This window comes from Pseudomonas sp. EB271-G4-1 (genome assembly GCF_058791355.1).
The window spans coordinates 1-18,694 of sequence record NZ_JBYTEO010000011.1 but is presented as its reverse complement, the minus strand read 5'-3'; the positions used below and the strand labels follow the sequence as shown (position 1 = coordinate 18,694).

At 59.9% G+C, this 18,694-nt stretch carries 11 protein-coding genes; 6 read left to right on the top strand and 5 right to left on the bottom strand.

Annotated features, from left to right (window positions below):
- Position 1 precedes the first annotated feature (1 nt).
- Positions 2-967, top strand: a complete 966-nt coding sequence (locus AC3WWR_RS07815) for an HlyD family secretion protein (protein WP_492598618.1) — start codon at positions 2-4, stop codon at positions 965-967.
- Positions 968-1,185: 218 nt separating this feature from the next.
- Here the strand turns inward: AC3WWR_RS07815 and AC3WWR_RS07810 are convergent, their stop codons facing one another.
- The 4 genes from AC3WWR_RS07810 to AC3WWR_RS07795 all read right to left on the bottom strand — a co-directional run bounded on the left by AC3WWR_RS07810 (position 1,186) and on the right by AC3WWR_RS07795 (position 8,321).
- Positions 1,186-2,646, bottom strand: a complete 1,461-nt coding sequence (locus AC3WWR_RS07810; protein WP_083349150.1) for an efflux transporter outer membrane subunit — start codon at positions 2,644-2,646, stop codon at positions 1,186-1,188.
- Positions 2,646-5,822, bottom strand: coding sequence for an efflux RND transporter permease subunit (locus AC3WWR_RS07805; RefSeq protein ID WP_020797111.1), 3,177 nt, complete (start codon positions 5,820-5,822; stop codon positions 2,646-2,648). The genes AC3WWR_RS07810 and AC3WWR_RS07805 overlap by 1 nt, the downstream gene beginning before the upstream one ends.
- Positions 5,823-5,837: 15 nt before the next feature.
- Entirely contained in the window at positions 5,838-7,091 is a 1,254-nt protein-coding gene (gene mexE, locus AC3WWR_RS07800; protein ID WP_020797110.1) for a multidrug efflux RND transporter periplasmic adaptor subunit MexE, read from the bottom strand.
- Between the two features lie 312 nt (positions 7,092-7,403).
- Positions 7,404-8,321, bottom strand: a complete 918-nt coding sequence (locus tag AC3WWR_RS07795; RefSeq protein ID WP_020797109.1) for a LysR family transcriptional regulator — start codon at positions 8,319-8,321, stop codon at positions 7,404-7,406.
- 269 nt (positions 8,322-8,590) lie between these two features.
- Here AC3WWR_RS07795 and AC3WWR_RS07790 point away from each other — a divergent pair, with 269 nt between their 5' ends.
- From AC3WWR_RS07790 to pgm, 4 genes are all read left to right on the top strand, one after another.
- Entirely contained in the window at positions 8,591-9,613 is a 1,023-nt protein-coding gene (locus AC3WWR_RS07790) for a zinc-dependent alcohol dehydrogenase family protein (RefSeq protein WP_020797108.1), read from the top strand.
- 568 nt (positions 9,614-10,181) lie between these two features.
- Complete coding sequence (locus tag AC3WWR_RS07785; protein ID WP_033043565.1) at positions 10,182-11,663, top strand: hypothetical protein; 1,482 nt, start codon at positions 10,182-10,184, stop codon at positions 11,661-11,663.
- Positions 11,664-11,730: 67 nt separating this feature from the next.
- Positions 11,731-13,131, top strand: a complete 1,401-nt coding sequence (locus tag AC3WWR_RS07780; RefSeq protein WP_020797106.1) for an aminotransferase-like domain-containing protein — start codon at positions 11,731-11,733, stop codon at positions 13,129-13,131.
- Positions 13,132-13,252: 121 nt separating this feature from the next.
- Positions 13,253-14,899 carry a phosphoglucomutase (alpha-D-glucose-1,6-bisphosphate-dependent) gene (gene pgm / locus AC3WWR_RS07775; protein WP_168758191.1) on the top strand — a complete coding sequence of 549 codons (1,647 nt, stop codon included), beginning with the start codon at positions 13,253-13,255 and terminating at the stop codon, positions 14,897-14,899.
- Positions 14,900-15,040: 141 nt separating this feature from the next.
- Here the strand turns inward: pgm and AC3WWR_RS07770 are convergent, their stop codons facing one another.
- A complete protein-coding gene (locus AC3WWR_RS07770; RefSeq protein ID WP_492598617.1) occupies positions 15,041-15,736 on the bottom strand; it encodes a pirin family protein in 696 nt (231 codons plus the stop codon).
- Between the two features lie 277 nt (positions 15,737-16,013).
- On the opposite strand from AC3WWR_RS07770, the gene AC3WWR_RS07765 reads away from it, so the two are divergent.
- The gene (locus AC3WWR_RS07765; RefSeq protein ID WP_020797102.1) at positions 16,014-18,488 is read left to right on the top strand and encodes a UvrD-helicase domain-containing protein; all 2,475 of its coding nucleotides are present in this window, start codon (positions 16,014-16,016) and stop codon (positions 18,486-18,488) included.
- Positions 18,489-18,694 lie beyond the last annotated feature (206 nt).

Genomic DNA, 18,694 nt, shown 5'->3' with positions numbered 1-18,694 from the left:
CGTGAAGAAGATCCTTGCCCATCTCACCACGGTCGCGGTAGTGGTGCTGGCTTTCGTGCTCGGCTGGTTTGCCTGGGAGCACTACACCCGCGCACCCTGGACCCGCGACGCACGAGTGCGTGCCGATGTGGTGACCTTGTCCGCCGATGTCGCGGGACGCATCGTCAGCCTCGGCGTGCAGGATAACCAACATGTGCAGAAGGACCAGTTGCTGCTGGAAATAGATCCTTCACGCTACGCCCTGGCGGTGGAGCACGCCAAGCGTTCGGTGGAGGTGGCGAAGGCTTCACTGGGGCAATCCGAGGCAACCATCGTTGCCAGCCAGGCCCTGCTCAAGCAGCGCCAGAGCGAGGAGCGGCGCCGGCGGACCCTCAAGGAACGCTCGGCGATTTCCGGCGAAGAGTGGGAAAAATCCAGCACCGATGTCTCGGTGGCCCAGGCCGATTTGCTGCGCAACCAGGCCAACCTGGGGTTTGCCCAGGCTAATGTGCAACTGGCGATCGCCGCACTGGCCGAGGCCGAACACGACCTGGAACGCACCCGCGTCGTCTCGCCGATCAGTGGCTACGTCACCAACCTGCTGACCCGCCAGGGCGACTACGCCACCGCAGGCGGTCCACTGGTGGCCCTGGTGGACAGCGATTCGTTTTACGTCAGCGGCTATTTCGAAGAAACCAAACTGCCGCGGATCGGCGAGGGTGATCGGGTCGACATCGAGTTGATGAGCGGCGAACGTTTCGGTGGCACTGTGCAAAGCATCGCCTTCGCCATTGCCGACCGGGAAAACCTGCCGGGCGGCCGCTTGCTGGCGAACATCAACCCCAGCTACACCTGGGTCAAGTTGGCGCAGCGGGTGCCGGTGCGGATCAGGATTGACGACGACTATGCCCGTAGAGACAAATTGCGCGCCGGTACAACGGCTACCGTGACGGTTCGGGAGAACCACAACGCCCAAGATCACCGCTGACCCCTGTAGGAGCTGCCGAAGGCTGCGATCTTTTGATTTTGAAAAGCAAGATCAAAAGATCGCAGCCTTCGGCAGCTCCTACAGTGGGGTGTTGTCTGCTGGATGGGTAAAAAAAGCCCCGCGACCGAATGGGGCGCGGGGCAAAAAATTGGTTGGTTGCGGCCAACCAAAGGAGCTCTGTATTGCTCGGGGCGGCGTTCCGACGACAATGCGTTAAATCAGGTGCCCAACGGCGCCCTCGGGTTTTTCGCGAGCATGCTCGCTCCTACAACCGTCTCTGGTTGCCAGCCGCCACCGAGGGCCTTGTAGATCGCCACGATGCCGCGGTACAGGTCGACTTCGGCCTGGGCCTGGGTGTCTTCGGCCGCCAGGCGTTCACGCTGGGCATCGAGCAGCACGAGGAAGTCGGCGGTGCCCTCGCGGTAGCGGATTTCGGCGAGGTCGGCGGCTGAACGGCTCGATTCGCTCTGGCGAATCAGCGAAATCAGTCGCTGCTGGCGTTTGCCGTAGTCGCTAAAGGCGTTTTCCGACTCTTCCAGGGCCAGCAACACTTGCTGCTCGTAAGTCGCCAGGGCGCCTTCGGCATCGGCGTCGGCGCCGCGTATGCGGGCCTTTACACTGCCCAGGTCAAACGCCGCCCAGGTGATGCTCGGGCCCAGTGCCCAGGCGTTGGCCGCCGAGGAACCGATCTGCGAGCCACGTCCGGCGGTCCAGCCGAGGAAGCCGCTGAGGCTCACCCGTGGAAACAAGTCGGCTTTCGCCACGCCAATGCGCGCCGTGGCCGACGCCAGTTTGCGCTCGGCGCTGAGGATGTCCGGACGGCGTTGCAACAACTCGGCGGGATCACCGATCGGCAAGGCCTTGGCAATCGCCGGCAAGTCTTTCGGGCCCAGGTCCACGGTCAACTTGTCCGGGCGCTGGCCCAGCAGGGTGGCGATACGGTTTTTCTGTCGCACCTGCTCGGCCTGCAACTGCGGCACGCTGGCTTCGACCGAAGCCAGGCGCGCATCGGCACGTTCCACATCAAGCTGGTCGCCGACGCCGGCATCCCGCAGGCTGATGGTGATCTTGCGCGACTCCTGTTGGTTGTTCAGGTTGGCCAGGGCAATTTTTTCCCGCAGTTGTGCACCGCGCAGCTGACCATAGGCATCCACCAGTTCGGCGATCATGGTCACTTGCAGCTGGTACAAATCAGCCTCGAGTGCCTGTTGCTCGGCATCCGCCGACTCCAGGTTGCGCTGGATGCGGCCGAACAGGTCGATCTCCCAGGCCATGTCCAGCCCCAGGTCATAGCGTTCGCTGTTGACACGGTCGGTGGTCTCGCCAGGAATCTGCCCTTTGCCCAAGTCACTGCTGACCCGGCTGGTGATCGTCGGCATGGCGTCATTGCTGACGTCATCGCGGATCGCCCGGGCCGCTTTCCAGCGAGCGAAGGCGACACGCAGGTCACGGTTGCCCTTGAGGGACTCGCTCACCAACTGGTTGAGGGTCGGGTCTTCGAACTGCTGCCACCAGATGCCTTCGAACCGCGAACGGTCGAAGTTCTTCTGGCCGGCTGCGCCCTGCGTGGCCGTGGTGATGTTGGCCGGTTCAAGGGCTTGGGTTTTATAGTCCGGGCCGACGGCACAGGCGCTCAGCGCCAGTACCAGCAGGCTTGGCAGGAAAGCTTTCAAACTCATCAATGCGACTCCAGCTTCAGGGCACGGGCGGCTTTGCGCGCTTGACCACGCTCGACAAAGTTGCGAATCAATACGTAGAACACCGGCGTCAGCAGCAGGCCGAAGAAGGTCACCCCGAGCATCCCGGAGAACACCGCTACACCCATGGCGTGACGCATCTCGGCACCGGCACCGCTGGAGAACACCAGGGGTACCACACCCATGATGAATGCAAAGGAGGTCATCAGGATTGGCCGCAGACGCAGGCGGCACGCTTCCAGTACCGCCGCCAGCGGGTTCATGCCTTCGAGCTGTTTATCCTTGGCAAACTCGACGATCAGGATCGCGTTCTTACAGGCCAGTCCCACCAGTACGATCAAGCCGATCTGGGTGAAGATGTTGTTGTCGCCTCCCGAAGCAATCACACCGGTAATGGCTGACAGCAGGGTCATCGGGACGATCAGGATCACCGCCAGTGGCAGGCTCCAGCTTTCGTATTGGGCCGCCAGCACCAGGAACGCCAGCAGCACGCAGAGCGGGAACACGAACAGTGCGGTGTTGCCGGACAGGATCTGCTGGTAGGTCAAGTCAGTCCATTCGTAGGTCATGCCGTTGGGCAGTTCTTCCTTGAGCAGTTTCTCGATGGCTTTTTCCGCCTGGCCGGAGCTGTAGCCGGGGGCTGCGGCACCGTTGATTTCAGCGGTGATGAAGCCGTTGTAGTGCATCACACGATCGGGGCCCGAGGTGTCACTGACCTTGATGAAGGTCGCCAGCGGGATCATCTCGCCCCTGTTGTTGCGCACCTTGAGTTGGCCGATCTGGTCGGATTCGAGGCGGAACTGTTGTTCTGCCTGAACGTTGACCTGATAGGTGCGACCAAAGCGGTTGAAGTCGTTGGCATACAGCGAACCCAGGTAGATCTGCAGGGTGTCGAAGATGTCGCTGACGGCCACGCCGTGGGTCTTGGCTTTCTCCCGGTCGATGGCGGCATCGACCTGAGGCACGTTCACCGTGTAGCTGGTGAACAACCCGGCCAGTTCCGGAACGTTGTGGCTCTTGGCGATGATGTTCATGGTTTCCTTGTACAGCTCTTCGTAGCCCAGGTTGCCCCGGTCTTCGATCTGCAGGCGGAAACCGCCGATGGTGCCCAGGCCTTGTACCGGTGGCGGCGGGAAGATCGCCATGTAGGCTTCCTGGATCCCGGCGAACTGCCCGTTCAAGGCACCGGCAATCGCACCGGCGGACATGCTCGGGTCTTTGCGCTCGTCGAACGGCTTGAGGGTCACGAACACGATGCCGGCGTTCGGGCTGTTGGTGAAACCGTTGATCGACAGGCCAGGGAAGGCCACCGCACTTTCCACGCCAGGCTGTTTCAGGGCCAGGTCGGACATGCGCTTGATCACGTCTTCGGTGCGGTCCAGGCTCGCCGCATCCGGCAATTGAGCGAACGCCACCAGGTATTGCTTGTCTTGGCCGGGTACGAAACCGGTCGGGGTGCTGGAGAAACCGAAGAACGTCAGCACCATCAGGCCGGCGTACAGCAGCAGGGCGATGCCGCTGGAGCGGATCACGCGGGCAACGGTACCAACATAACCATGGCTGGCTTTTTCAAAGAAGCGGTTGAACGGACGGAACAACCAGCCACCGAACAGCTTGTCCAGGACCTTGGAGAAACGGTCTTTCGGCGCGTCATGACCCTTGAGCAACACAGCGGCCAGGGCGGGCGACAGGGTCAGGGAGTTGAAGGCCGAGATCACCGTCGAAATCGCGATGGTCAGGGCGAACTGCTTGTAGAACTGGCCGGTCAAGCCCGAGATGAACGCTGCCGGAACAAACACCGCACACAGCACCAGCGCCGTGGCAATGATGGGGCCGGTCACTTCACGCATGGCGCGCTTGGTGGCTTCGACCGGGGTCAGCCCGAGCTCGATATTACGCTCGACGTTTTCCACCACCACGATCGCATCGTCCACCACGATACCAATCGCCAACACCAGGCCAAACAGCGACAACGCGTTCAACGAGAAGCCGAATAGATGCATCACGGCAAAGGTACCGATCAGCGAGACCGGCACCGCCACCAGCGGAATGATCGAGGCGCGCCAGGTCTGCAGGAACAGGATCACCACCAGCACCACGAGGATCAGCGCTTCGAACAGGGTGTGGACCACCGCCTCGATGGAGCCGCGCACGAAGATCGTCGGGTCATAGACGATGCTGAAATCCATGCCTTCCGGGAAGTTCTTCTTCAGCTCGGCCATTTTCGCCCGAACTTCGTTGGAGATCTCGATAGCATTGGAGCCCGGGCGCTGGAAGATCGGGATCGCCACCGCCGGCTGGTTGTTCAGCAGCGAACGCAGGGCGTATTGGCTGGAGCCCAGTTCAACCCGAGCGATGTCTTTGAGGCGAGTGATTTCACCATCGTCGCCGGAGCGAATGATGATGTTCTCGAACTCTTCCTCATTGACCAAGCGGCCCTGAGTGTTGACCGACAACTGGAAGCTTTGCGCATTCGGCGCAGGCGGCGCACCCAAGGCACCGGCAGCCACCTGGCGGTTCTGTTCACGGATGGCGGTTACCACGTCGGTGGCGGTCAGGTTGCGCGAAGCGGTCTTGTTCGGATCGAGCCACACGCGCAGCGAATAGTCGCCCATGCCGAACAGCTGCACATCACCGACACCGCCCAGGCGCGCCAGCTCATCCTTGATATTGAGGATCGCGTAGTTGGACAGATACAGCATGTCGTAGCGTTTGTCCGGCGAGGTCAAGTGCACGACCATCGTCAGGTCGGGCGATGCCTTGTCCACCGTGATACCAATGCGCGTCACTTCCTCGGGAAGTTTCGGTTCGGTGCGGGTCACGCGGTTCTGCACCTGCACCTGGGCGTTGTCCAGGTCCGTGCCCAGGGCGAAGGTGATGGTCAGGGTGATCTTGCCGTCGGCAGTCGACTGCGAGGACATGTACAGCATGTTCTCGACGCCGGTGATCGCTTGCTCCAGGGGAGCTGCCACGGTTTCACCGATGACTTTGGGGTTTGCACCCGGGAAGTTGGCACGGACCACAACGGTCGGTGGCACCACTTCCGGGTATTCGCTGATCGGCAGCTGGAACAGCGAGATGGCACCGGCGATCAGGATTAGCAGCGACAGCACCGCGGCGAAGATCGGCCGTGAAATGAAAAATTGGGAAAAATTCATCGGAGTCGTTATCCCTTAACCGCGTGGGGTCGCAGCAGCCACTTTCACAACCGCACCCGGCGCAACCCTGGCAGGGGCGACTTGGGGCAGGTTGCTGGCTTCCAGCGCTTGTCGTTGTTGGGCCAGGGCAGCGAGGGTTTGCTCGCTGGCCATCGGGATCACTTCAGGGGTGACCGGCGAACCCGGGCGTACCCGCTGCAAGCCCTTGACGATGATGGTGTCGCCCGTGTTCAGGCCGTTACGCACGATGCGCAAGCCTTCGATTTTGGGCCCCAGCTCCACGGCGCGATAAGCCGTGTTGTTGTCAGCATCCATCACCAGCACAAACTTCTTGCCCAGGTCCGTGCCCACCGCCTCATCGTTGATCAACATGGCGTTGTAGGTGCCGCTGCCCACCAGTTTCAGGCGAGCGTAAAGGCCAGGGGTGTAACTGCCGTCGCTGTTGTCGAATACGGCGCGACCACGGATGGTGCCGGTTTTCGGGTTGACCTGGTTGTCGACGAAGTTCATCTGGCCCAGGTGTGGATTGCCGTCTTCATTGGACAGGCCCATGTACACCGGGGTGGTGGCGCCGCGTTTGCCCTGGCGGGCGAGCTGCGTGTACTTGAGGAACACGCGCTCGTCGGCATCGAAGTAGGCGTAGACCTTGTCGGTGGAAACCACGCTGGTCAGCGGGGTGGTGTCCGCCGTCACCAGGTTGCCGGCGGTGATTTGCGCACGGCTGACGCGACCGCTGATAGGGGCGGTGACGCGGGTGAAACTCAGGTTCAATTTGGCCAGATCAAGCTGCGCTTGCAGGGCGCCGACCGCGGCACGAGCCTCTTGGGCAGCACTGGTGCGCGAATCGGCCAGCTCGGCGGAAATCGCATTGCTGGTGCGCAGGCGTTCGCCACGCTGGGCTTCGTTTTCGCTGCGGGTGGCGTTGGCGCGGGCCTGGGCCACCAAGGCCTCGAGGCGACGGACCTCGGCCTGGAACGGACGCGGATCGATCTGGAACAGCAGGTCGCCTTTCTTGACCAGGGCGCCTTCAGTGAACGTCACTTCATCGATCTGGCCCGATACCCGTGGACGAATCTCTACGGTTTCCGGCGCCTCAAGGCGCCCGGTGAATTCGTCCCATTCGTTGACCGGTTGCTCAAGCACCTTGGCCACGCTGACCTTGGCCGCGGAAGGGGTAGCGGCAGTCTCTGGCGTCTTGCCGCAAGCGCTCATCACCACTACGGCCAACACGGCCAACGGCAAGCGCAAATGTTTGAGTGACTGTTCCATGGATGCATCCGCCAATGTATTTAAGATTGGCGAATGATGCTCGGCAGGGTTGTATCGCACGAATCGAATGGGGCGAAGGTAACTATCATTCGGAATGATAGGAGAGAGCCGGGCAGCTCTCTAGCCTGCGCCTTGCGTCAGGCGGTGATCAACCCGGTTGATGGCAATTGTGTGTTTCCAGATTGGCAATGGTCTGCTTTGGATCGAGTCGCGGCCATTCGCGAGCAGGCTCGCTCCCACATTAGATTTAAGCAATGCCGTGGGAGCGAGCCTGCTCGCGAAGAGTCTATCAGCCTCGATAAATCAATTGGATCAGGCCAGACTATCCGGATCTCCAAAAAACATCTGTATCCGCGATCTCAACCAACGCTCCCCCGGATCATTGTCCTGGGAACCGCGCCAAGCCATGTGCAATTCAAAGCTACGCACCGGCAACGGCGGATCTTCCGCCCGTACACCACCAGCCGCCGTCAGTGCATCGGCCGTATAGTCAGGCACGGTGGCCACAATGTCGGTGCCGCTCAACAGCGTGCCCAGCCCGTTGAATTGCGGCACTGCCAACACCACATGACGTTTGCGCCCGAGCTTTTCCAGTTCTTCATCGATAAAGCCGCTCAGGTCACCGGCGAACGACACCAGTGCATGGGGTCGCGCGCAGAAGTCGTCCAGGCTCAAGGGCCCGGGCACGGTGTCGGCGCGCAGCAGTTTTGGCGAACTGCGGCGCAATACTTTGCGCTTGGCATTGGCTGGCAGGTCAGTGGTGTAGCTGACGCCAATGGAGATTTCTCCGGAGGCCAGCAAATTGGGCATCAATATGTAGTTGACCCGTCGCACTACCAGCACGATCCCCGGCGATTCGGCGCGCAGGCGCTTGAGCAGCATGGGCAGCAGGGCGAATTCGACGTCGTCCGACAGCCCTATGCGAAATACTGCGGTGCTGGTGGCGGGGTCGAATTCGGCGGCACGGCTGACGGCGGTGGAAATCGAATCCAGAGCCGGGGAGAGTAGGGCGAAGATCTCGACCGCGCGTGCGGACGGCTCCATGCTGCGGCCGGTGCGCACGAACAACGGGTCGTCGAACAGCCCGCGCAAGCGCGAGAGCGCCGCACTGATGGCGGGCTGGCCGAGGAACAGCTTCTCCGCGGCGCGGGTCACACTGCGTTCGTGCATCAGGGTTTCGAACACGATCAACAGGTTCAGGTCGACACGACGCAGGTCATTACGATTCATCTTGAGTCCTGGCAGAGTCAGCAAACTTGACGTGAGCGGCCATATGGGAACAATGGCCAGCAGGAATATTACGGGGAAAGGCTGGTACTCTGCACCGAGTAATTCATTTTTCCCACATCGGCTGCTCTGGTTTCCTACGACATTTGACGAGGATGCTGCAGCTGCGGAATCAATGACAGGCATGTCGACTATTAATAGCCACTGATAGTGTTGGGTTAAAAGCCCAGCTAGAGTTCAAGGCATTAGAGGTTCAATTGGCGAGGTTTGCGATGTCCCGCACGATCCGTTTTCACAAGTTTGGTCCAGCCGAGGTGCTCAAATGCGAAGAGCATGCGGCGGCTCTGCCTGCTCCGGGCGAAGTGCAGGTGCGCGTCGAAGCCATTGGCATCAGCTGGTATGACACCCTCTGGCGCCAAAACCTGGCGTCATCCCACGCCCGTCTGCCTGCCGGTATCGGCCAGGAAATGGCCGGTGTCGTCACAGCCGTCGGTGAGGGTGTCGATGACCTGGAGGTCGGTGACAAGGTTGCCAGTTTCCCGGCCCAAAGCCCCAACGATTATCCGGTCTACGGCGAACTGATCGTTCTGCCGCGTTCGTCGGTAACGCGTTACCCGGACGTGCTCAGCCCGATTGAAGCCAGCGTGCATTACACGCCGCTGTTGATTGCCTATTTTGGTTATGTCGACCTGGCGCGGGTCAAACCGGGGCAATTCGCCCTGGTCACCGACGCCAGCCACTGCGCCGGCCCTTCGTTCGTGCAACTGGGCAAAGCCTTGGGCGTACGAGTGATCGCCGCGACCAAAACTGCGGAGGAGCGTGAATACCTGCTGTCGTTGGGTGCCGAGAAAGTCATCGTCACCGAGGAAGAAGACCTGTTGATGCGCATCAACAAGATCACCGACAACCGCGGTGTGGATGTGGTGTTCGATGGTTTGGGTGGCCCGCAGATGTCGTTGCTCGGTGATGTCCTGGCGCCCCGCGGCAGCCTGGTGCTCTACGGCCTGCAGGGCGGTAACCAGACACCATTCCCGGCGTGTGCGGCGTTCCAGAAGAACATTCAGTTCTTCGTGCACTGCATCGGCAATTTCACCGGCAAGCCGGAACTGGGCATCATCCAGGACCAGGTCGCGCTGCAACGTGCGTTGCGTGACATTAACCAACTGACCGCCGATCGCGTGTTGCTGCCGCTCAAGACCCGGGTTTTCCCATTCGCCGAGTTTGTCGAAGCGCACCGCTACATGGACGAATGCCCATGCCGCGAAAGGGTTGCGCTGCAAGTCGAACCTGCTTGACCCCTGCAAAAGAGTCCGTGCCTGCACGGACTCTTGCGTTTTTAGCGCTTTGCCTCCCCACATGAGACGTTCCACCGGCCTGTAGGTGGATCGGTTCAGCAACTGAACCGGTTTTTGCTCTCGATCTGTAGCTTCTAATCAACATCCAAGTACTGATAATTGCATGATTACTTTCATCTCAAGGAATGAGTCATGGCCAGGTATCTTGCCGACACTTTTCAGTGCGCGTCGTTGACGCATATTCGACAACTAGTGATTTTCTGCGTGGTCGGCACATTATTACGAGAAGCTACTTTCCTCATTTTTTGTATTAAATGTCTGTGGGACGCTGTCGGAAATTTCCTAGGATCCCGAAGGCAATCGCAACAAACCCCTGCCAAGCTACTGTGCGCCAGTCCTTGCGGGCCTATCAGGCTTGCAGTGATCAATTATTTCAAATGATGACAAAAAACTTTATTGTTAGCATTTGGTAATAAAGTTCAGTAATTAATCTCTCTTCGGGCATTCCTTGCGCTATGCGTGAAGTTGTTTGCGTTGTGTCGAACTTTTGAATATCAGGTAAATAGAAATGAGCCATATACATGATCAGGCGATGAATAATGTCTATCAACAAGTGCTGCAACGCTTGTTGAGTTTTTTTTCACGAGCCGAGCGCACGGCTTTGCAGTTGTTGATCCAGCGCCTGGCCGTGGCTGCCGGAGGAATGGATCGAATAGGTAATTACAAGGTATTGGTGGTCCAGTGCGGATCGCGGGACAGTTGCTACACCCTGGCACTGCTGCGAGCCGCACAGTTGACAATCGCCACCCGCGCGCCCACGACATTCAAGCTGCGCTTGGCGACCCTGCGGCTCAATGGCATGAGCCAGCTGGCACTGGATAACATCCATCGAAGCTACAACGCCTTGTTCATCTACGACGATCCCCGGGTCGATGTGCTGATGGTTGATAACAGGGAAGTGCTGGCGTTCGATCACCGCGCGCCGGTCTCGCGCGCCGCACGTGAATCCAACCGCATGAACCTGCTACTGATCGGCCATCGTGGCGTCGTGGACGGACCGCTTGAGCTGTGGGACGACAGTTTCCTGGCCACTGGCGAGTTCCATGGTCAGATCGCCCGCTGGAACAATGGCGTCGATGCCTTGGTCAGTGGCGACTCACCGCGCCAGCAGAAGCGGTTCATCGAAGGGCTCAAGCGCGCGGCCGCCAAGGCTGGTCTGGCATCGTCGAACCGTCATGAGGCGGCGGATTACGGCGGGTTGTTCATGTTGCTTGATGAGTTCGGCAGCGACTGTTATCAGGCCTTTTATGAAGGCTACGGCCAGGAGGCCTGGCGTCCGGCAGAACAGTTTGAGGCCTGTCGCCGCACGACCTACATCGATATCCACGACGTGCTGGTCAGCCAGCTTGAAGAGCGTTGGCCGATACTGACCGAGTTTCTCGGGTATCAGCCCGATGAGCTGGCAGCTCATCTTGGTGAAAATCAATATGTCAGTGTGGCGGTCTCGGCGCACTTGCGGGGTTTGCAATCCTGCTTCGTCCAGGGCAGCACGTACTTGGCAGGTGTTACACACTACCTGCAGCGCGCCTTGGTGATGATGCGGCGTAACCAGCTATCGGAACGCTTATGTGAACGGGCAGACGGCGCATATGGCAACCCCTACAAGCTGGCCGGCCAGCGCGCACTGATCGCCGACGAGGCTTATCAGAGCCTTGGCCTGAACGAGGCACAATGGGTGTGCCTGCTGTTTGCGCCTTTTATCGGGCAAGGTGCGTCACTGGAGCGCTTCCTGCGCCAATGTCACCCGGGCATGCTCGTGGCCTTGCCCGAGTTGCATCGGGCCATGCAGGGGCATCCAGTGGCGGAGCAGATCCTGCAGTGGATAGTCGATGTCAGCGGCCTGCCTGTCAGCCTGGTCGGCAAGTTGTATCGCATGGAACCGTTGGTGCAGGAGGCCACGTCGATGAGCCCGCCCCACAGCCCTGTCTCGGAACCCGAGCAGGCAAGCGACGAGGCGTCGATGACCGGTGAACGGTCGGCAGGGCGTTGAACATGCGCATGTTGCCGGCCTCTTCGAGTGAGCGTGACCGCTACCCCCACGCAAGCGATCCCCTGCCATGAAAGGACAACGTGAAACCGATTTCGCCTATCAGTCGGTCTACCGATACTTGACCTGCCTGATCAGCGAGCTCGTCAGCGACAGCCGGGTACGACTACCATCCTTGCGTGAACTGGCCGGGCGCCTGAGCGTTTCGATCTCGACCATCCAGTATGCCTATGCGCTACTGGAAAAGGAGGGGCGGGTGTATTCGGTGGCCAAGTCCGGTTACTACGCGTTGCCGGTTGCCCCTACCAGCACGCTCTACGATGGCAGCGACTTGCTCGAGAGTGTGTATGTCAACGCCCGCCTGCCCGCCATGCTGGTCCTGAGCGCGGATGAGCCGGCCTTGCTGCAACCGCTCGACAGCCCCTTGTTGCTGCTGGAAAGGGAACTGCTGCGCCAATACCCGCGCCAGCCACAGCCGTCTGCGCAGCCCTGTGGCGAGCTGGAACTGCGTACCGCATTGGCGGCGCGCTATACCACCTCTGCGGTGCGCTGCTGGCATGCCGATGATGTCTACATTGGCGCTGACCTGCGCGGCGTGCTGGAAATCCTCATCGTCGTGTTGGATCTCAAGGATGCCGCGGTGGTCGTCGAGTCGCCCTGTGACTGGGCGATACTGCGCTTGTTCCAGGCGGCCGGTGTGAAGGTGATCGAATGGCCGTTGCTGGGCGACGGTAGCCTGGACGACAAGTGCCTTCGGGACCTGCTGGAAGCCGAGCCGGTACGCCTGGTGATGGTGTCGTCCGGGCTGAACATGCCCCGAGGCAGCAGGGCACCCGATGAGAACCGGCAGGTGATCGCGAACTTGCTGGAGCGGTATGGCAGTTGGGTACTGGAAAACGATTGTTATGGAGAACTCGGGTTTGAGCCCGATCAGCGGCGATTTCGCGATCTGTTGGCCCCGGAGCGCTTGATGGTGTTTTCCACGTTCGAAAAGATCATCGGCCCGGAAGCCCCTTATGGCTACCTGCTCTCGCGCCATATGAGCAGCGAGCTGCAACGGCAATTCCTGTTGCGCGCCTTTCGCTTGTCGCCGATTCGCCAGAAAGCCATCGCCCGCTTGTACAGCAACGGACGCATCGATCAACACCTGCAGGTACTGCGCCGACGCCTCAAGGACGGCAAGGAGCAAATGGCCCGGATGCTCCAGGAGCGCCTGGGTGACGCGTTGCAGTTCGTCGAGCCCCAGGGCGGGGCGACGATCTGGCTGCGCTCGTTGCGCCAGGTCGATATGAGCCGGGTGTTTCAGCGATTGCTCAGGCAGCAGGTGGTCGTTGCGCCCGGCGAGTTGTTCAGCCTGCAAGGCTTGCATGGGCAACACTTGCGCTTGAGCCATGGCGTTGGCAGCGACCAGGAACTGGCCGCCGCGCTGGGCTTGCTGGGGGACGCCTTGCGCCTTGAAGCCGTTGATTGACCCTTTGCAAAATGATGCCAATGGAACGATTCCATCGAGCGCTGGATAAACTGCATCGCGCTATGGTCAAACTGCCAGTAAACTCCGCTTCTACTCCTGAACTCTATTCCAGAGGTATTGCATGACACTCAGTCCTTTTGCGGGCAAACCGGCACCGGCAGAATTGTTGGTAGACATCCCGCGACTGGTCACGGCCTATTACACCGGCCAACCCGACGCCGCCATTTCGACCCAGCGGGTGGCCTTCGGTACGTCCGGGCACCGAGGCAGCTCGTTCGACTTGAGTTTCAACGAATGGCACGTCCTGGCAATCAGCCAGGCCATTTGCTTGTATCGCGAGGCCCAGGGCATCAATGGCCCTTTGTTCGTCGGCATCGACACCCACGCATTGTCCACGCCGGCGGGTGCCAGCGCCCTGGAAGTGCTGGCGGCCAATGGCGTGACGGTGATGATCGCCGAGGGTGACGAATACACGCCGACCCCAGCGGTTTCCCATGCGATCCTGTGCTACAACCGCGGCCGTACCTCTGGCCTGGCGGATGGCATCGTCATCACCCCGTCCCACAACCCGCCGCAAAGCGGGGGCTACAAATACAACCCGACCAATGGCGGCCCGGCCGATACCCACATCACCAAGTGGATCGAAGCCAAGGCCAACGAACTGTTGGCGAACAAGCTCGCCGGGGTCAAGCGCATCAGCTACGAGCAGGCGCTGAAGGCCAGCACCACCCATCGCCACGACTACCTCAACACCTATGTCGCCGACCTGATCAACGTGATCGATTTCGACTCCATTCGTGATGCCAAGCTACGCTTGGGTGTTGACCCCCTGGGTGGTGCGGGCGTGCGCTACTGGTCGGCGATTGCCGAGCATTATCGCCTGGACCTGGACGTGGTGAACCGGCAGGTCGACTCGACTTTCCGTTTCATGACCGTCGACTGGGATGGCCAGATTCGCATGGACCCATCGTCCAGCCACGCGATGCAGGGGCTGATCGGCCTGAAAGAGCGCTTCGACGTGGCCTTCGCCTGCGACCCGGATCACGACCGCCATGGCATCGTGACTCCCTCTGGCGGCCTGCTGGCGCCGAACAACTACCTGGCCGTGTCGATCGATTATCTGTTCCAGAACCGCCCGCACTGGCGAGCCGATGCCGCGGTGGGTAAAACCGTGGTCAGCAGCGGCTTGATCGACCGCGTGGCCAAGCGCCTGGGACGCCGCCTGTACGAAGTGCCTGTGGGCTTCAAGTGGTTTGCCGATGGCCTGTTCGACGGCTCCCTGGGCTTTGGTGGCGAAGAAAGCGCGGGGGCTTCGTTCCTGCGCAAGGACGGCAGCGTCTGGTGCACGGACAAGGACGGTCTGATCCCGGCCTTGCTGGCGGCTGAAATGACTGCACGTACCGGTCGCGACCCAAGTCAGGCCTACCGCGCGCTGACCGATGAACTGGGCGAGCCGTTCTCGGTACGGGTGGATGCCAAGGCCAACCCGGAACAAAAGGCCCTGTTGAGCAAGCTGTCACCGGATCAGGTCACCTCGACAACACTGGCGGGTGAGCCGATCCAGAGCATTCTCAGCCATGCACCGGGTAACGACCAGGCCATTGGCGGCCTTAAGGTCATGACCGAAAATGGCTGGTTCGCGGCGCGTCCGTCGGGGACCGAGGATATCTACAAGATCTACGCGGAAAGCTTCGTCAGCGACGACCACCTCAAGCAGTTGGTCGCTGAGGCACAGACCCTTGTAGATGGCGCTATTTCTGCGAAATGATTGATGGCCGTCTTCGCGAGCGTCACGTGTCTGTGGAGCGAAGCTTGCCCGCGAAGAAGGCAGCATGAACACCGTTGTACTCCAGCCAAATAAAAAAGGGCGACCTCCCACGGTCGCCCTTTTTTTGTTCGATTTACTGAATCAAGCCAGATCCACCAACACGATCTCACTTTCCTCGATAGCCGTCACCCGCAACACCTGCTCTTGGGCAACCGCAACACCGTCTCGAGCTTGTGCACGCAAGCCATTGACTTCAATGACACCCGTGGCCGGCACCAGGTACGCGCGACGACCGTTCTCCAGGCGATACTCAGCGGTTTCGCCGGCCTTCAGGTTTGCCGCCACCAGGCGCGCATCGGCGCGGATTCGCAGGCTTTGATCGTCCCCGGGCTTACCGCTGGCCAGGGTAACGAAACCTTCGCGCTGGCCCTTGGGAAATGGCTTTGCGCCCCAGGAAGGTGCCAGGCCGGATTCATTGGGAATGATCCAGATCTGAAAGATCTTGGTCGGCGTAGCTTCCAGGTTGTATTCGCTGTGGGCAATGCCGGTGCCGGCGCTCATCACCTGAACGTCACCCGCTTCAGTGCGACCCTTGTTGCCCAGGTTGTCCTGGTGAGTAATTGCGCCTTCACGGACATAGGTGATGATTTCCATGTCCCGGTGCGGGTGCTGCGGGAAACCGGTGCCCGGGGCAATCACGTCATCGTTCCATACCCGCAAGTTGCCCCAGTTCATGCGCTTGGGGTCATGGTATTCGGCGAACGAAAAGTGGTGATGAGCATCCAACCAGCCATGGTGAGCGCCGCCAAGCGAGTTGAAAGGTCTGAGTTCAAGCATGATCGTCTCCTGAAAGGTTCGTCATGGGGCGCAAGGCCTGGCCACGAATCGAGACCGGTTGTTGATGACCGGCATCATCCATCAGGCAACAATCGATAAAAAGCGTAAAAAATGCCGCATAATAATCGATAAATTAGATAGGAAGTGCGCTCGAAAGCGTCTCATCCAGCCTTCAATATCGCCCATAAGTCGATGAGTCATAAGCATTTCACTAGAACTAAAAAGCAAATACAGACACCATAGCCCTCAACAGCCTCACACCCTGGAGTCCGTCCGCGTGCCGCAACACACCCCCGATCTTCCGCCTGAACTTCGCCCGCTGGCCGAGATGCCATTGCTCAAGCGCCTGGCCGCGCGCTTTTTTGGTCATGGCCTGACGCGCCTGCGCGCACAACACCGCGCGTCTTGGTTGCACGGTCAGGCAGACGGTTTTCGTAGCGGTCATAGCGCCGGGGTGGACTACGGATACAAAGAAGGCAAGCTCGAGGGCCTGGAAGAGGGCCGGCAAGTCTTGCTGATTCGCGACTCACGCTGCACCGAGCACCGGCCACCCAATATCGATGTCCATCTTTTCGACGATTGGCGCCTGCCATTGACCGCCGAACTGAAGAAACGCATGAAAGCCGACGTCGCCCGGTTGCTGCCGGCACACGCCCAGCCCAGCGCTGCGCAGTGGAAAATGATCTTCAGTGATACGCCATCGACGTCGGTGATTGCCGGTGCGGGAGCGGGCAAGTCGACGACGCTGGTTCTGCGTATCCTGCTGCTCAGTCACTACCTGGGGTTCGAACTGAGCTCGATGACCGTGGTGACGTTCACTCGTGAGTCGCGCAAGGACTTCATCAATAAACTAATTGAGCTGTTTGCGCTCTGGGGGCATGCACTGGGTGTGCGCGAGGCGCGTGACCTGGTGCGCACCTTCCATTCGCGCATATTGCCGATGGTTCGCAGCCTGCCGGGCTTCGAGCGGCTGCAAGCCTTCGAAAACCTCAGTCACCGAGCGCAAGGCGCGGATGACGAAGTGGACAGCAACCCCTTCGATCTACGCATCAATGACGCCCAGCGTCAGCAACTCAATGCCTGTTATCACGCGTTGCACACTCGCGATGAGCGTTTTCGCGAGCTGATCAAGCCATTGTCCCGCCACGCTTTGCAACTCAAGGAGCTGGAGCGCGACCACCCCGATGTACAGAAGCGTATGGCCGTCACCGAACTGGCGGCCAAACGCGATGAAGAGCTCTGCGACCTGGTGGAAGACTTGTGGTTTCGCGCTGGCGCCTGGCCGATCAAAGGCATAGAGCCCAAGCGCCAGGCTTTCGATATCAATGGCAGCACCTTTCACTGCCACGGTTACATTGCCTCGCTGGACGCTTGGGTGGTGCTGGGATTCGACCCTGGTGAAAATCCGCAACTGACCCGGCCAAATGCCAAGCTTACGTTGCGTGCGGAAACCGCGGTAAAGCGCACGTTGTTTCAAGCTTTCTGTCGTAAGCCATTGATATGGCTTGATAATTACGAGTCATCAAAGCGTGTGCTGGCGTCCCTTGGGGGGGATGCCAGCGCCGGGCCTGGCTTCGATTACAAGGTCAAGGGAGAGCTGGCGTCCGCGCCATTGCTGGACTGTTTTGTCGCTGCCGCCGGGTTCATTGAAAACCTCGGCCTGGATGTGCCGACGGCTGTGGGCCAGATGAGCTTTGCCAAGGATGACCCGGACCGCTTTTTCTTCGAGGCCTTGAGTCTGTACTGGCGCGCCCTGGAAGACCATTTGCTCGACCAGAAACCGCCGGTCATGACTTACAACCGCATGTTCGCGCTGTTTAGCGAACACTCCCCGGAAAACCTCAAGCTGCTCAGTGACGAGCTCTTGCGGCCGCTGTCGCACTTGATGATCGACGAGTTCCAGGACGTTTCACCGCAAATTGTCTCGTGGATCCGTGCCAGCCTGGCCGAAATCCGCAGTCGCGGGCCGGCGATGCACGTCGGGCGCGGCGCCCAGCATTCTTCATTGCTGTGCGTAGGCGATGACTGGCAGTCGATTTACGGCTGGCGTGGCAGTTCGCCGACCTATTTCATGGAGTTCAACAAGACGTTCTCGTCGCCAAGCACCACCAAGGTGATGCTCAGCGACAATTATCGCAGCCACCAGCACATCATTGACGCCGCCGAGTACATCGTGCGTGCCGCGCCTGCGATCGCGGGCAAGAAGGCCAAGGCCAGTGGCGAGCCAAAGGCCTTGCTGCCGGTCAATGTGCTGGACCGGGACGATCAGGGGATGGCCGAGCGCTTGATGGAGCACTATCGGAAAGGCGATTCAATCTTGATGCTTTATCGAAAAAGTAGCGATAAGTCATTGATAGAACAACATATTAAGCCTGTACTTAATGTTGATTCTAGCTTGCCGTTTGAAGCACGACGCCTCAAGCAACTGACCTATCACAGCGCCAAGGGCCTACAGGCTGACGCGGTATTCCTGCTCGGCGATTGCCAGCACCTGACCCGTTCGCCCTACAAAAACCAGGTGTACCGTATGGCGGGCCTGGGCAAGGCTGGCGACACTGAGCCTTATGACAATGCCCAGAAAGACGAGATTCTGCGCCTTGCATACGTGGGCATTACCCGGGCGGTAAGTCATTGCTATTGGTATGTCGATGCGCAGGACACCCAGGCGGTGAACATGCCCAAGGCGTCGGACCGGATCGGCAAGGGCAAGGCGTTTTTCGCCGATCATCGGCGGGCCAAAACGCCGGCATGACCCATGTAGGAGCCTGCGGTGCGGCTCTTACAAGGTGTACATGTACCCTCTACATTCTTGATGTGAACGATCAAATACGCCAAAGCGAGACGGCCTTATAGGGACGTGATTGCAGATCTGTCCGCGTTCTGATCGTTCCCATGCTCTGCGTGGGAATGCCGCCAGGGACGCTCCGCGTTCCACTGACGACGCATGACATGAGCCGT

Bases quoted from the DNA above. Each gene is read 5' to 3' on its own strand.
- AC3WWR_RS07810 (WP_083349150.1), bottom strand. From the start codon at position 2,646: ATGAGTTTGAAAGCTTTCCTGCCAAGCCTGCTGGTACTGGCGCTGAGC.
- AC3WWR_RS07805 (WP_020797111.1), bottom strand. From the start codon at position 5,822: ATGAATTTTTCCCAATTTTTCATTTCACGGCCGATCTTCGCCGCGGTG.
- mexE (WP_020797110.1), bottom strand. From the start codon at position 7,091: ATGGAACAGTCACTCAAACATTTGCGCTTGCCGTTGGCCGTGTTGGCC.
- AC3WWR_RS07795 (WP_020797109.1), bottom strand. From the start codon at position 8,321: ATGAATCGTAATGACCTGCGTCGTGTCGACCTGAACCTGTTGATCGTG.
- AC3WWR_RS07790 (WP_020797108.1), top strand. From the start codon at position 8,591: ATGTCCCGCACGATCCGTTTTCACAAGTTTGGTCCAGCCGAGGTGCTC.
- AC3WWR_RS07785 (WP_033043565.1), top strand. From the start codon at position 10,182: ATGAGCCATATACATGATCAGGCGATGAATAATGTCTATCAACAAGTG.
- AC3WWR_RS07780 (WP_020797106.1), top strand. From the start codon at position 11,731: ATGAAAGGACAACGTGAAACCGATTTCGCCTATCAGTCGGTCTACCGA.
- pgm (WP_168758191.1), top strand. From the start codon at position 13,253: ATGACACTCAGTCCTTTTGCGGGCAAACCGGCACCGGCAGAATTGTTG.
- AC3WWR_RS07770 (WP_492598617.1), bottom strand. From the start codon at position 15,736: ATGCTTGAACTCAGACCTTTCAACTCGCTTGGCGGCGCTCACCATGGC.